Below are 14,399 nucleotides of genomic sequence, written 5' to 3'. Positions count from 1 at the left end.
GCATGAGCCGAGCCGACACGCGCAGCGCCTGGTGGCGCCTGGGCCGTTTGATCACCGCCACCCTGGCCGCGGTGGGTTTCGTGGGCGCCTGCGACCTGCAGAACATCGCCGAGCTCGAACCCGGCGTGTCCACCGAGGCCGACGTGCGCGAGAAATTCGGCCAGCCCGAAGCGGTGTGGGACGGCGCCGATGGCGCGCAGGTCTACGAGTACAACCGCCAGCCCGAGGGCGTGGTGAACTACATGATCACCATCGGCGCCGACGGCGTGCTGGTGAAGGTGGCGCAGGTGCTCAATGAAGAAACCTTCGCCCAGGTGCAACCGGGCATGGCCATGGAGCAGGTGCGCCGCCTGCTGGGCAAGCCGCGAAAGGTGCAGACCTACGCCCTGAGCGGCGAGACACACCAGGACTGGCGCTTCCAGCCCAAGGGCGGCACCGAGCCCATGCTCTTCAGCGTGGCCTTCAACCGCGACCTGCGCGTGATCAAGACCGGGACCATGCCCGACCCGGATCTGCAGAAGCGCTGATCAGCGCACCCGCATGCCCGGCTGCGCGCCCGGGCCGGGCTCGAGCACGTAGATGCCGGGCGCGGCTTTTTCGTCGGCGTGGCTCGCGGCCAGCACCATGCCTTCGCTCACGCCGAACTTCATCTTGCGCGGCGCCAGGTTGGCCACCAGCACGGTGAGCTTGCCCTTGAGCTGCTCGGGCTGGTAGGCGCTGGCGATGCCGCTGAAGACGTTGCGGGTCTTGCCCTCGCCCACGTCGAGCGTGAGGCGCAGCAGCTTGGTCGAACCTTCCACGCGCTCGCACTCGACGATCTGCGCGATGCGCAGGTCGATCTTGGCGAAGTCGTCGATGGTGATGGTGTCGGCGATCGGCTCGCCACCGGGCACGGGCGCGGCCTCCACGGGCGCGGGCGGCGGCTCGAACAGGGCGTCGAGCTGCTTCACGTCCACGCGCTGCATCAGGTGCTGGTAGGGCTGGATGGCGTGGCCCGCGCCGAGCAGGCGGGCGGCGTCGGCCCACTGCATGGGCGCCACCCGCAGGAAAGCCTCGACCTGCGCGGCCAGGGCGGGCAGCACGGGCTTGAGGTAGAGCGTGAGCAGGCGGAAGGCCTCGATGCAGGTGCTGCACACGTCGTGCAGCCGCGCGTCCTGGCCCTCCTGCTTGGCGAGCTCCCAGGGCTTGTTCTGGTCGACGTAGGCGTTGACCTGATCGGCCAGCGCCATGACCTCGCGCAGCGCCTTGCCGTACTCGCGCGTGTCGAACAGCGTGGCCACGGCCTCGGCGCGCGCCTGCAGCGCTTGCAGCAGCGCGGCACCGTCGGCCGAGGCCGCGCCGAGCCGGCCCTCGAAGCGCTTGGCGATGAAGCCCGCCGCGCGGCTCGCGATGTTGATGAACTTGCCGATCAGGTCGCTGTTGACGCGCAGCAGGAAATCTTCGCGGTTGAAGTCGATGTCTTCGTTGCGCGCGCTGAGCTTGGCGGCCAGGTAGTAGCGCAGCCACTCGGGGTTCATGCCGAGCTGCAGGTACTTGAGCGGGTCGAGCCCGGTGCCGCGGCTCTTGCTCATCTTCTCGCCGTTGTTCACGGTGAGGAAGCCGTGCACGAACACCGCGTTGGGCGTCTTGCGGCCGCTGAAGTGCAGCATGGCCGGCCAGAACAGCGTGTGGAAGGTGATGATGTCCTTGCCGATGAAGTGGAACTGCTCGGTCGCCGGGTCGGCCATGAAGGCGGCGTAGTCCATGCCCTGCTTGCCCAGCCAGTTCTTGAGCGAGGCCAGGTAGCCCACGGGCGCGTCGAGCCAGACGTAGAAGTACTTGCCCGGCGCGTCGGGGATTTCAATGCCGAAATAGGGCGCGTCGCGCGAAATGTCCCAGTCGCCGAGCTTGGTCTGGCCGTTCTCGTCGGGCGCGATCCACTCGCTGATCTTGTTGAGCACTTCGGGCTGCACCGCGCCGCTCGTGGTCCACTGCTTGAGGAAGGCCAGGCAGCGCGGGTCGGAGAGCTTGAAGAAGAAATGCTCGGAGTGCTTGAGCACCGGCTTGGCGCCCGAGAGCGCCGAGTAGGGGTTGATCAGGTCAGTCGGGCTGTAGACCTTGCCGCAGACCTCGCAGTTGTCGCCGTACTGGTCTTTGGCGTGGCAGTTGGGGCACTCGCCCTTGATGAAGCGGTCGGGCAGGAACATGTTCTTCTCGGGGTCGAAGAACTGTTCGATGGTGCGCGTCTCGATCAGGCCGGCGGCTTTCAGGTCTTTGTAGATCTGCTGCGCGAGCTCGTGGTTCTCGGGCGCGTCGGTGCTGTGCCAGTTGTCGAAGCCGATGTGAAAGCCGTCGAGGTAGGGCTTGCGGCCCGCGGCGATGTCGGCCACGAACTGCTGCGGCGTCTTGCCCGCCTTGTCGGCCGCAATCATGATCGGCGCGCCGTGCGCGTCGTCGGCGCAGACGAAATGCACCTGGTGGCCCTGCATGCGCTGGAACCGCACCCAGATGTCGGCCTGGATGTATTCCATGATGTGGCCGATGTGGAAGTGGCCGTTGGCGTAGGGCAGGGCGGTGGTGACGAACAGGCGGCGCGGGCTCATGGCGGGGCTTTCTTCAGGGGAACCGGCGATTTTAGGTGGGCCGATGACCGCACGCCGCTTGTGTGAATCCCGCCCCCCGCCCCCGGACGGTAGACTCTGCGCCGCCGCAGAGCACCGCCCCGCCACCGCACCCCGGCCCGGCGCAGACAACCCCACTTTCCCCTGGAGCCATTTCCCCATGTCCGTCGACCAACAAGCCCTGCTGCAAGCCTTGCAGGCCGTGCAGGACCCGAACACCGGGCGCGACTTCGTGACCACCAAGGCGCTCAAGAACCTGCAGGTCAACGACGGTGACGTGGCCTTCGACGTCGAGCTGGGCTATCCCGCCAAGAGCCAGATGCCCGCGCTGCGCAAGGCCCTGATCGCGGCCGCGCGCGGTGTGCCCGGCGTCGAGAACGTCTCGGTCAACCTGAGCACCAAGGTCATCGCGCACGCGGTGCAGCGCGGCGTGCAGCTCATGCCCAACGTCAAGAACATCATCGCCGTGGCCTCGGGCAAAGGCGGTGTGGGCAAGAGCACCACCGCGGTCAACCTCGCGCTGGCGCTGGCCGCCGAAGGCGCGCGCGTGGGCGTGCTCGACGCCGACATCTACGGCCCGAGCCAGCCCATGATGCTGGGCATCGAAGGCCGCCCCGAGAGTGCCGACGGCCAGACCATGGAGCCGCTCGAGAACTACGGCATCCAGTGCATCTCGATCGGTTTCCTGATCGACCGCGACGAGGCCATGATCTGGCGCGGGCCCATGGCCACGCAGGCGCTCGAGCAGCTGCTGCGCCAGACCAACTGGAAAGAGCTCGACTACCTGATCGTCGACATGCCGCCGGGCACCGGCGACATCCAGCTCACGCTGTCGCAGCGCGTGCCGCTCACGGGCGCGGTCATCGTGACCACGCCGCAGGACATCGCGCTGCTCGACGCGCGCAAGGGCATCAAGATGTTCGAGAAGGTGGGCGTGCCCATCCTGGGCATCGTCGAGAACATGGCCGTGCACGTGTGCGAGAAGTGCGGCCACGTCGAGCACATCTTCGGCGCCGACGGCGGCAAGAACATGGCGGCCGAGTACGGCATGGACTACCTCGGCGCGCTGCCGCTCAACATGAGCATCCGCGTGCAGGCCGACAGCGGCATGCCCACCGTGGTGGCCGACCCCGATGGCGAGATCGCCGGCCTCTACAAGGGCGTGGCGCGCCAGGTGGCCATCAAGATCGCGGCCAAGGCCAAGGACTTCTCGTCGAAGTTCCCGAGCATCAAGATCTCCAAGGACACCTGAGTCCGCGAAGGCCAACCCCGGGCCCGTCGGGCTCGGTGTTTCCACGGGGGTGCGAATACCTCCCGGGGGGTATGGAAGGCGCGGGGGGGACTGCGGTGTCATCGGGGCTTCCGACGCAGCAGGAGGCCTCCCGTGAAGCACACGCCCCCCCACCAGATCCAGCGCATGAACCGCACCCAGCTCGGCACCGCCCTGCGCTGGGCCGAAGAAGAGGGCTGGAATCCCGGTCGCCACGACGGCGACATCTTCCACCCCATCGACGTGCGCGGCCATTTCATGGCCAGCCTCGACGGCCAGCCCGCGGCCACCATCAGCGGCCTGCGCTACGGCACCAGCTACGGTTTCGTGGGCCTGTACATCGTGCGGCCCGACCTGCGCGGCCGGGGGTTGGGCATGGCGGTCTGGAAGGCCGCACTCGAGCACCTGCGCGGCTGCATCGTGGGGCTCGACGGCGTGGTCGAGCAGCAGCACAACTACCGCCGCAGCGGCTTCGACCTGGCCTGGCACAACCGGCGCTACCAGGCCGTGGGCCGCAGCCCCCAGCCGCGCGACCCGCGCATCGTCAAGCTCACGGCGATCCCGTTCGAGGCGCTGGCCGTGTACGACCGCGCCTTCCACCCCGAACCACGCCCGGTCTTCCTGCAGGCCTGGATCCAGCAGCGCTACGGCATGGCGCTGGGCTGGTGGCAGGACGGGCGGCTCAAGGGCTATGGCGTGGTGCGTGCCTGCGCCAATGGCCACAAGATCGGCCCGCTCTGCGCCGACACGCCCGGCATCGCCGAGGCCCTGCTCGATGCGCTGCTGGGCTGCGTGGTGCTGCGCGAGCCGGTCTACCTCGACATTCCCGAACCCAACCGCGAAGCCATTGCGCTGGCCGAGCGGCAGGGCATGGTGGCGGGCTTTCCCACCGCGCGCATGTACCGCGGGCCGGCGCCGCGCATCGACCTGCCACGCCAGTACGCGCTCACCGCGCTGGAGATCGGCTGAGCGCGCTCAGCCCGCCGCCTTCTCGCGCTCGCGCAGCCGGAAGCGCTGGATCTTGCCGGTGGCGGTCTTGGGCAGTTCGTCGAGGAACTCGATGAAGCGCGGGTACTTGTAGGGCGCCAGGCGCTCCTTCACGAAGGCCTGGAGATCGGCCGCACTGGCCTGCTGGCCGGCCTTGAGCACCACGTAGGCCTTGGTCTTGGTCAGGCCGTCGCTGTCCTCCTTGCCGATCACCGCGGCCTCGAGCACCGCCGGGTGTTGCACCAGTGTGGCCTCCACCTCGAAGGGGCTCACGTAGATGCCGCTGACCTTGAGCATGTCGTCGTTGCGGCCCGCGTAGGTGTAGGTGCCGTCGGCGTTGCGCAGGTACTTGTCGCCGCTCTTGGTCCAGCCGCCCTGGAAGGTGTCGCGGCTCTTGCTGCGGTTGTTCCAGTACATGAGCGCGGCGCTCGGGCCCTGGATGTAGAGGTCGCCGATCTCCGACGAGCCGTCGGGGTTCGTGGCCACGGGCTGGCCGTCTTCGCCGCGCAGCTCCACCGCATAGCCCGGCACCGGGAAGCCCGTGGTGCCGTAGCGCACCTGGCCGGGCACGTTGGACAGGAAGATGTGCAGCATCTCGGTGGAGCCGATGCCGTCGATGATCTCGACGCCGAAGTGACGCGTCCAGCGTTCACCGATGTCCTGCGGCAGGGCCTCGCCCGCCGAGGAGCACAGACGCAGCGCCACCGCGCTCCTGGCGGGCAGGTCGGGGCTGGCGAGCATGCCGCCGTAACCCGTGGGCGCGCCGCAGAACACGGTGGGCTGGTGCTGCGTCATGCGCTGGAAGCAGGCCTGCGGCGTGGGCCGCTCGGCCATCAGCACCACGCTCGCCCCCACGCTGAGCGGAAAGCTCAGCGCATTGCCCAGGCCATAGGCGAAGAACAGCTTGGCGGCCGAGAACACCGTGTCGCTCTCGCGCAGCTGCAGCACGCCGCGGCCATAGAGCTCGGCGGTCCAGTAGAGGTTGGCCTGGCTGTGCACCGTGCCCTTGGGCGCGCCGGTGGAGCCGCTCGAGTAGAGCCAGAACGCGGGCTCGTCGGCATGCGTGTCGGCGGGGGTCGCGGGTGGCGCGGCTTTCACGAGCGCGTCGAGGGCGTGCGCGCCGGCGGGCAGGGCGCTGCCGCGCGAGACGATCAGGTGCTGCACCTCATGGCCGCCCTGGGCCATGGCCTCTTGCAGCGTGGGCAGCAGCGCGCCCGAGACGATGGCCGCTTGCGCGCGGCTGTCGCCGAGCATGTAGGCGATGTCCTTGGCGGGCAGCAGGGTGTTGATGGCCACCGGCACCACGCCCGCGTGCAACGCGCCCAGGAAGGCCACCACCCAATCGCTGCTGTCGTGCGCGAGCAGCAGCACGCGCTCCTCGCGCCGCAGGCCGAGCTGGCGCAGCGCCGCGCCGAAGCGGGCCACGGCGTCGGCGAGTTCGCCGTAGCTCAGGCGGCCCTGATCGTCGATGAGCGCGGTCTTGGCCGCGCGGGCTGCATTGCGCTCGATCAGGTGGCGCGCGAAGTTGAAGCGCGCCGGCGGCGCGGCCACGGTGGGGGCGGTCATGGCTTGTCTCCTCGGGTCTTGTGGGTGTGCGGGCGCGGGCTCAGAAGGCCAGCGGCGTGGCGCTGGCGGCGAGCGCGTCGAGCGCACCGGTGTGCGCCTGCACCGCGCTGCGGCGGTGGTAGAAGCCGAGCGCGCGCAGGCCGCCCAGCTCTTCGCCGCCGCCCGCGCGGCCCGGGCCGCCGTGCAGCGAATGCGGCATCACGTTGCCATGGCCGGTCTGCGACTGCGCGACCTCCGGCGAGATCGCGTGCACGCGGCCGTGGCTGTCGGCGAGCTCGAGCGCGGCGCGCGCGGTGAAAGCCGGGTCGGCGCTGTAGACCGAAGCCACGAGCGAGCCCTGGCCACGGCGGATCAGCTCATAGGCCTGGGCCTCGCTGTCGTAGGGCATCAGGGTGGCCACGGGGCCGAACACCTCCACGTCGTGCAGCACGCGCGCGGCCGCCGGGTCGGTGGTGCCGAGCAGCACGGGTTGGGCGCAGGCGGCCACGGCGGGGTCGGCGTCGACCAGGGCCTGGCCGCGGCCGTCGTACAGCGCCTGGGCTTCGGTGAGCAGTTGCGCCAGGCCTTCGCGCACGCTGTCGAACTGCGCGCGGCTCACCAGCGCGCCCATGCGCACGGCTTCGTTGCGCGGGTTGCCCACGGTGGTCTTGGCGAGCTTGGCGCCGATCGCGTCGGCGGCGGCCTGGTACAGCGCGCGCGGCACGAAGGCGCGGCGGATCGCGGTGCACTTCTGCCCGCTCTTGACCGTCATCTCGCGCGCGACCTCGTTGACGAACAGCTTGAAGGCTTCGCTGTCGGCGGTGGCCGTGGGGTCGAGCAGGGCGCTGTTGAGGCTGTCGGCCTCGATGTTCACGCGCACCGAGCGCTTGGCCACGGCGTCGTGGCCGCGGATCAGCGCGGCGGTGTCGGCCGAGCCGGTGAAGGACAGCACGTCGAAGGGTTCGAGCGCGTCGAGCAGGCCGTGCGACGAGCCGCAGATCACCGACAGCGCGCCCGCGGGCAGCACACCGGCCTCGACCACGTCCTGCACCATGCGCTGCGTGAGCCAGGCCGTGGGCGTGCCGGGCTTGACCACCACGGGCACGCCCGACAGCAGCGCGGGCGCGGCTTTTTCCCACAGGCCCCAGCTCGGGAAGTTGAAGGCGTTGATGAACAGCGCCAGACCGCGCGTGGGCGAGAGGAGGTGCTGGGCCTGAAAGCCTTCGTCCTTGCCCAGGCGGATGCGGCCGCCGTCGAGCAGGGCGCGCGCATCGCCCAGTTTCTCGCCCCACTTGGCGTACTGGCCGAGCGTGAAGATGCCGCCGTCGATGTCGACCGCGGAGTCGCGCGTGACCGTGCCCGAGTTGGCGGTGGCGATCGCGTAGTAGTCGTCGCGTTTGGCCTGCAGCACCTGCACCACAGCGGCCAGCAGGCCGGCGCGTTCGCGGTAGGTCAGGGCGCGCAGCGCGGCGCCGCCCTGTTCGCGCGCGAAGCGGAAGGCGCTCGCCACGTCCAGGCCGTCGCGGCTCACGCGCACGAGTTCGGTGCCGAGCACCGGGTCGAACAGGGGCGTGCCCGCGCCTTGGCCCGATTGGGCTTGACCGGCGACGATGTTGGGCAGGAGGGGGGTCTGGCTCATGGCGGGGCTGAAATCCGGGCTGGTGTTGGGGCCGTTGAAGCGATAAAGTGCACTATCTTGCGTGCTCGCGAACCTGCATTAAAGTGCATGTTCTGCCATTTGGCAAGCCCGGACATCCCCGAGTCCCTCACACCGCCTCCCCCCATGGACGCCGAAGCCGCCCCCAGCCCGACCGTGCCGGTCGAAGAAGACCGCCATCCATTCCTGGTGTCGCTGGGCGAGCGCGTGCGCACGCTGCGCTCGCGCCGCGGCATGACGCGCAAGGCGGTGGCGATCGCGGCCGACGTGTCCGAGCGCCACCTCGCCAACCTCGAGTACGGCACGGGCAACGCGTCCATCCTGGTGCTGTTGCAGGTGGCCGAGGCGCTGCAGTGCCCGCTCGCCGAACTCATCGGTGACGTGAGCACCAGCTCACCGGAGTGGCTGCTGATCCGCGAGATGTTGGCCGGTCGCCCCGAGGCCGACCTGCGCCGCGTGCGCATGGCCATCGGCAGCGCGCTGGGCCAGGGCCAGGCCGACACCGACGCCACGCGGCGCACGCGCATCGCGCTCATCGGCCTGCGCGGTGCGGGCAAGTCCACGCTGGGCCAGCGCCTGGCCGACGACCTGGGCTACGCCTTCATCGAGCTCAGCCGCGAGATCGAGAAGTTCGCCGGCTGCAGCATCGAGGAGATCCACGCGCTGTACGGCACGCCGGCCTACCGGCGCTACGAGCGCCGTGCGCTCGAGGAGGCGATCCAGATCTACCCCGAGGTGGTGATCGCCACGCCCGGTGGCCTGGTGTCGGACGCGGCCAACTTCAACCTGCTGCTCGCGCACTGCACCACCGTGTGGCTGCAGGCCGATCCGGCCGACCACATGGGCCGCGTGGCGGCGCAGGGCGACATGCGGCCCATGGCCGCGAGCCGCGAGGCCATGGAAGACCTCAAGCGCATCCTCGCGGGGCGCTCGGCTTTCTATTCCAAGGCAGAGTTGCACTTCAACACCAGCGCCTACGGCAGCGTGGACGCGGCCTTCCAGGCCCTGCGCGACGAGGTCCGCGCGCTGGTGTCGGGCTGAACAAAACCGACCGGCGGTCGAAACATGCACAAAAGTGCATTGACGTTGCCGCAAGACATGCAATATTATTCCGGTCACGTTCAAGGCAACGGCATTCCAGTGCCGCTGCCTCCCCAGCCCCCGAGGAGACCGTCATGAGCCAGCCCGCCCCCGTCGACTACCGCACCGAACCCGGCCAGTACCGCCACTGGAAACTCAGCGTCGATGGCGCCATCGCCACGCTGTCCATCAACATCGACGAAGACGGCGGCCTGCGCCCCGGCTACAAGCTCAAGCTCAACAGCTACGACCTGGGCGTGGACATCGAGCTGCACGACGCGCTCAACCGCATCCGCTTCGAGCACCCGCAGGTGCGCAGCGTGGTGGTCACCAGCCTCAAGGACCGCGTGTTCTGCTCGGGCGCCAACATCTTCATGCTCGGCCTCTCCAGCCACGCCTGGAAGGTGAACTTCTGCAAGTTCACCAATGAAACGCGCAACGGCATCGAAGACTCGTCCCAGCACAGCGGCCTGAAGTTCATCGCGGCCCTCAACGGCGCCTGCGCCGGCGGCGGCTACGAACTGGCCCTGGCCTGCGACGAGATCGTGCTGGTCGATGACCGCAGCAGCGCCGTGAGCCTGCCCGAGGTGCCGCTGCTGGGCGTGCTGCCCGGCACCGGCGGCCTCACCCGCGTGACCGACAAGCGCCACGTGCGCCACGACCTCGCCGACATCTTCTGCACCACCAGCGAAGGCGTGCGCGGCAAGAAGGCCGTCGACTGGCGCCTGGTCGACTCGATCGCCAAGCCGCAGCAGTTCGCGGCCCATGTGAAAGAGCGCGCCGAGGCCCTGGCCGCGCAGAGCGACCGCCCCGCCAATGCCCAGGGCGTGGCCCTGCCGCGCGTGCAGCGCACCGACAGCGCCGACGGCATCGAATACGCGAACGTGAGCGTGGCCATCGACCGCGCCAAGCGCACCGCGACGCTGACCGTGAAGGCGCCCAAGACCGCGCAACCCACCGACATCGCCGGCATCGAAGCCGCCGGCGCCTCGTGGTGGCCGCTGCAGATGGCGCGCGAACTCGACGACGCGATCCTCAACCTGCGCACCAACGAGCTCGACGTCGGCACCTGGCTGATCAAGACCGAGGGCGACGCCGCCGCCGTGCTGGCCAGCGACGCCACGCTGCTGCGCCACCAGAACCACTGGTTCGTGCGCGAAACCATCGGCATGCTGCGCCGCACCTTCGCGCGCCTGGACGTGTCCTCGCGCAGCCTGTTCGCGCTGATCGAGCAGGGCTCGTGCTTCGCGGGCTCGCTGGCCGAGCTGGCCTTCTGCGCCGACCGCACCTACATGCTCGCGCTGCCCGACGACGAAGCCAAGGCGCCGCGCATCACGCTGGGCGAGTTCAACCTGGGCCTGCTGCCCATGGTGAACGGCCAGTCGCGCCTGCAGCGCCGCTTCTACGAAGAGACCCCGGCCATGGAAGCCGTGCGCGCCGCGGTGGGCAAGGCGCTCGACGCCGACGCTGCGCTCGAACTCGGCCTGGTCACCTCCTCGCCCGACGACATCGACTGGGCCGACGAGGTACGCATCGCGATCGAGGAACGCGCCGCCATGTCGCCCGACGCGCTCACCGGCCTCGAGGCCAACCTGCGTTTCGCGCAGAAGGAAAACATGCTCACGCGCATCTTCGGCCGTCTCACCGCCTGGCAGAACTGGATCTTCATCCGCCCCAACGCCGTCGGCGACAAGGGCGCGCTCAAGGTCTACGGCAAGGGCGACAAGGCCCAGTTCGATTTCAACCGCGTCTGATCAACCAACGTTGTGCGGTGGGTTCTCCGGTGGAGCCAGCCGCAACCGCAGGTCAGTCCACCGACAGGAAACCCGCAGGAGAACCGCGATGTCCGCCATCAACTACAGCGAGAAGATTCCCAACAACGTCAACCTTTCTGAAGACCGCACGCTGCAGCGCGCGCTCGAGCACTGGCAACCCAACTACCTGCAGTGGTGGCAGGACATGGGCCCCGAGGGCTCGCAGAACTTCGACGTTTACCTGCGCACCGCGGTCAGCGTGGACCCGCAGGGCTGGGCCCAGTTCGGCCACGTGAAGATGCCCGACTACCGCTGGGGCATCTTCCTCAACCCCGGTGACGCCGACCGCAAGATCCACTTCGGCGACCACATGGGCGAGGCCGCCTGGCAGGACGTGCCTGGCGAACACCGCGCCAACCTGCGCCGCATCATCGTGACCCAGGGCGACACCGAGCCCGCCTCGGTCGAACAGCAGCGCCACCTGGGCCTGACCGCGCCCAGCCAGTACGACCTGCGCAACCTGTTCCAGGTGAACGTGGAAGAAGGCCGCCACCTGTGGGCCATGGTCTACCTGCTGCACAAGTACTTCGGCCGCGACGGCCGCGAAGAAGCCGAGGCCCTGCTCGAGCGCAACAGCGGCGACGCCGACAACCCGCGCATCCTCGAGGCCTTCAACGAGAAGACGCCCGACTGGCTGAGCTTCTTCATGTTCACCTACTTCACCGACCGCGACGGCAAGTTCCAGCTCTGCGCGCTGGCCGAATCCGCGTTCGATCCGCTGGCCCGCACGACCAAGTTCATGCTGACCGAAGAAGCGCACCACATGTTCGTGGGCGAGTCGGGCGTGGGCCGCGTGATCACGCGCACCTGCCAGGTGATGAACGAGCTCAAGACCGACGACCCCGCCAAGCTGCGCGCGGCCGGCGTGATCGACCTGCCCACCATCCAGCGCTACCTGAACTTCCACTACTCGGTCACCATCGACCTGTTCGGCGCCGACCAGTCGAGCAACGCCGCCATCTTCTACAGCTCGGGCCTCAAGGGCCGCTACGAAGAAGGCAAGCGCAGCGACGACCACAAGCTCAAGGGCCAGACCTACAAGGTGCTCGACGTGCAGGGCGGCCAGCTGGTGGAGAAGGAAGTCCCCATGCTCAACGCGCTCAACGAAGTGCTGCGCGACGACTACATCAAGGACTCGATGGCCGGCGTGGAGCGCTGGAACAAGCTGATCGAGAAGGCCGGTCTGCCGCACCGCCTCAAGGTGCCGCACAAGGCCTTCCACCGCAACATCGGCACGCTCGCGGGCGTGAAGGTGTCGCCCGAGGGCCGCGTGGTCAGCGAGTCGGAATGGAACGCCAAGGTGGACGAATGGCTGCCGACCGCGGAAGATCGCGCCTTCGTGGCCTCGCTCATGGGCCGCGTGGTCGAGCCGGGCAAGTTCGCCAACTGGATCGCACCGCCGGTCATGGGCATCAACCGCCAACCCGTCGACTTCGAATACGTCCGTTTCGGCTGACCTCCCATGAATGCGCCCGTTGAACTCGCTGTCATCCAGCAGCACCTGATCGATCCGGAGATCTGCATCCGGTGCAACACCTGCGAGGCGACCTGCCCCGTGGGTGCGATCACGCACGACGCGAACAACTACGTCGTCGATGCGGACAAGTGCAACCTGTGCATGGCCTGCGTGCCGCCGTGCCCCACGGGCTCGATCGACAACTGGCGCACCATGCCCAAGGCGCGCGCGTACTCCATCGAGGACCAGTTCGGCTGGGAGTCCCTGCCCGCCGAACTGCCCGCGGAGGAACTCGCGGCCGCGGGCGTCGCCGAGGCCGCGCCCGCCGCGGCGCCGGCCCCCGCGAGCCCCGCGCCCGCGGCCACCGAAGACAAGTTCATCAGCACCCGCTACGGTGCCACGCTGCCGCCCTGGTCGGCCGCCCACGCGTTCACCAACCTCTACGGCCCCAAGGCCGCACAGAAGACCGTCACGGCCACCGTGGTGGGCAACCTGCGCGTGACCGAGGTGGGCACCGAGTACGACACGCACCACATCGTGCTCGATTTCGGCAGCATGCCCTTCCCCGTGCTCGAGGGGCAGAGCATCGGCGTGATCCCGCCCGGTGTCGATGAAAAAGGCCGGCCGCACCACGCGCGCCAGTACAGCATCGCGAGCCCGCGCAACGGCGAGCGCGCGGGCCACAACAACCTCTCGCTCACCATCAAGCGCGTGCTCGAGGACCACTCGGGCAAGCCGGTGCGCGGCGTGGCCAGCAACTACATGTGCGACCTGCAGGTGGGCGACAAGGTCGAGGTGATCGGGCCGTTCGGCGCGAGCTTCCTCATGCCCAACCACCCGCGCAGCCACATCGTGATGATCTGCACCGGCACCGGTTCGGCCCCCATGCGCGCCATGACCGAGTGGCGCCGGCGCCTGCGCGCCTCGGGCAAGTTCGAGGGCGGCAAGCTCATGCTGTTCTTCGGCGCGCGCACGCAGCAGGAACTGCCGTACTTCGGCCCGCTGCAGAACCTGCCCAAGGACTTCATCGACATCAACCTCGCCTTCAGCCGCACGCCGGGCCAGCCCAAGAAGTACGTGCAGGACGCGCTGCGCGAGCGCGCGGCCGACGTCGCCGCCCTGCTCAAGGACCCGAACGCGCACTTCTATGTGTGCGGCCTGAAGAGCATGGAAGAGGGCGTGGTGCTCGCGCTGCGCGACATCGCCACCCAGGCCGGGCTCGATTGGGAAACCGTGGGTGCTGCACTGCAGCGCGAAGGCCGGCTGCACCTCGAGACCTACTGAGCCTTAGCGGGTCGTCGGGGCATGCGGCCCCGGCCCGGGGCAGGGGCGGGACGATGGCGTAAAGTCCCGCCTTCTTATGCACGCCAACCACACGTCCCTGCCCGCACGACACCGGCCCGCGATCGAGGTCGATGTCGTGATGCGGCGCGAGCCCGTGGCCGGCGCCATGGCGCGCTGGCAGCCCTGGCGCTGGGTGCTGGCCGACGTGATGCTGCACGCCGGCCCCGATGAAACCGCGCTGCTCGCGCGCGACGAACACCACGAGCCGCAGGCCGTCGAACCCATCGATGCCGCGCAGGCCCCCGAGGGCAGCAGCCACTGGCTGTACCCGCGCTTTCGGGTCGAGCTGTTCCGCGACGACGCCGAAGGCTACTACCTCAACCTCGAGAGCCCGCAGCCCTGCTTCTGGGTGCTGTGGCGGCCCGACGAATCCCGGCTGCTCGACGGCGAGCCGGTGGCCGTGCCGCAGGCCGCGTCGCTGAGCTACCACGACGCCGGCCGCTGGCTCGACGCCCAGGAGCGCGTGGACCAGGTGCCCGCGCCCGAGGAGGTGGTCGACTGGATGCGCGGCTTCGTCGACGCCACCTACGTGCCCGAGCCCAAGAAGCGCAAGCGCCCCGAGAGCTTTCGCCCGCTCACCGACCGCTTCGGCCAGCCGGTGCGCGTGTCCACCGACAAGCTGCGCCGTGGCGGCGCAGGCCAATGA

General features: G+C 69.1%; 11 protein-coding genes. 8 read left to right on the top strand and 3 right to left on the bottom strand.

Going from position 1 to position 14,399, the window contains the following annotated elements; translation table 11 throughout:
- Window positions 1-2: 2 nt before the first annotated feature.
- Window positions 3-527, top strand: a complete 525-nt coding sequence (gene bamE, locus WDZ95_RS04440) for an outer membrane protein assembly factor BamE domain-containing protein (RefSeq protein WP_287467987.1) — start codon at window positions 3-5, stop codon at window positions 525-527.
- On the opposite strand, the gene metG is transcribed toward bamE, so the two are convergent.
- On the bottom strand, window positions 528-2,582 hold the full coding sequence (metG, locus tag WDZ95_RS04435; protein WP_425776516.1) for a methionine--tRNA ligase: 2,055 nt from the start codon (window positions 2,580-2,582) through the stop codon (window positions 528-530). It lies immediately after the preceding gene.
- Between the two features lie 178 nt (window positions 2,583-2,760).
- On the opposite strand from metG, the gene apbC reads away from it, so the two are divergent.
- Together apbC and WDZ95_RS04425 are read left to right on the top strand one after the other, a co-directional pair.
- Complete coding sequence (gene apbC, locus WDZ95_RS04430; RefSeq protein WP_166230631.1) at window positions 2,761-3,852, top strand: iron-sulfur cluster carrier protein ApbC; 1,092 nt, start codon at window positions 2,761-2,763, stop codon at window positions 3,850-3,852.
- 132 nt (window positions 3,853-3,984) lie between these two features.
- Entirely contained in the window at window positions 3,985-4,839 is an 855-nt protein-coding gene (locus tag WDZ95_RS04425; RefSeq protein WP_425776514.1) for a GNAT family N-acetyltransferase, read from the top strand.
- Window positions 4,840-4,845: 6 nt separating this feature from the next.
- On the opposite strand, the gene WDZ95_RS04420 is transcribed toward WDZ95_RS04425, so the two are convergent.
- Window positions 4,846-6,423 carry a benzoate-CoA ligase family protein gene (locus tag WDZ95_RS04420; protein WP_425776512.1) on the bottom strand — a complete coding sequence of 526 codons (1,578 nt, stop codon included), beginning with the start codon at window positions 6,421-6,423 and terminating at the stop codon, window positions 4,846-4,848.
- A 40-nt stretch (window positions 6,424-6,463) separates the two neighbouring features.
- Window positions 6,464-8,041: a 3,4-dehydroadipyl-CoA semialdehyde dehydrogenase gene (locus WDZ95_RS04415; protein WP_425776510.1), complete on the bottom strand. Its 1,578-nt coding sequence runs from the start codon at window positions 8,039-8,041 to the stop codon at window positions 6,464-6,466.
- A 144-nt stretch (window positions 8,042-8,185) separates the two neighbouring features.
- On the opposite strand from WDZ95_RS04415, the gene WDZ95_RS04410 reads away from it, so the two are divergent.
- From WDZ95_RS04410 to WDZ95_RS04390, 5 genes are all read left to right on the top strand, one after another.
- Window positions 8,186-9,100 carry a helix-turn-helix transcriptional regulator gene (locus WDZ95_RS04410; RefSeq protein ID WP_425776508.1) on the top strand — a complete coding sequence of 305 codons (915 nt, stop codon included), beginning with the start codon at window positions 8,186-8,188 and terminating at the stop codon, window positions 9,098-9,100.
- 134 nt (window positions 9,101-9,234) lie between these two features.
- Window positions 9,235-10,893 (top strand): 2,3-epoxybenzoyl-CoA dihydrolase, encoded by a 1,659-nt coding sequence (boxC, locus tag WDZ95_RS04405; RefSeq protein WP_425776506.1) that lies wholly within the window; start codon window positions 9,235-9,237, stop codon window positions 10,891-10,893.
- Between the two features lie 88 nt (window positions 10,894-10,981).
- Window positions 10,982-12,409 carry a benzoyl-CoA 2,3-epoxidase subunit BoxB gene (boxB, locus tag WDZ95_RS04400; RefSeq protein ID WP_166230640.1) on the top strand — a complete coding sequence of 476 codons (1,428 nt, stop codon included), beginning with the start codon at window positions 10,982-10,984 and terminating at the stop codon, window positions 12,407-12,409.
- Between the two features lie 6 nt (window positions 12,410-12,415).
- Complete coding sequence (gene boxA / locus WDZ95_RS04395) at window positions 12,416-13,693, top strand: benzoyl-CoA 2,3-epoxidase subunit BoxA (protein WP_425776503.1); 1,278 nt, start codon at window positions 12,416-12,418, stop codon at window positions 13,691-13,693.
- Between the two features lie 76 nt (window positions 13,694-13,769).
- On the top strand, window positions 13,770-14,399 hold the full coding sequence (locus WDZ95_RS04390) for a DUF3305 domain-containing protein (RefSeq protein ID WP_425776501.1): 630 nt from the start codon (window positions 13,770-13,772) through the stop codon (window positions 14,397-14,399).

Origin of the sequence: Hydrogenophaga sp. T2, assembly GCF_049843535.1 — a bacterium.
GTDB classification, from domain to species: domain Bacteria; phylum Pseudomonadota; class Gammaproteobacteria; order Burkholderiales; family Burkholderiaceae_C; genus Hydrogenophaga; species Hydrogenophaga crocea.
Note: the sequence above shows the minus strand (reverse complement) of the source record. Positions and strands in the feature narration are given on the sequence as shown.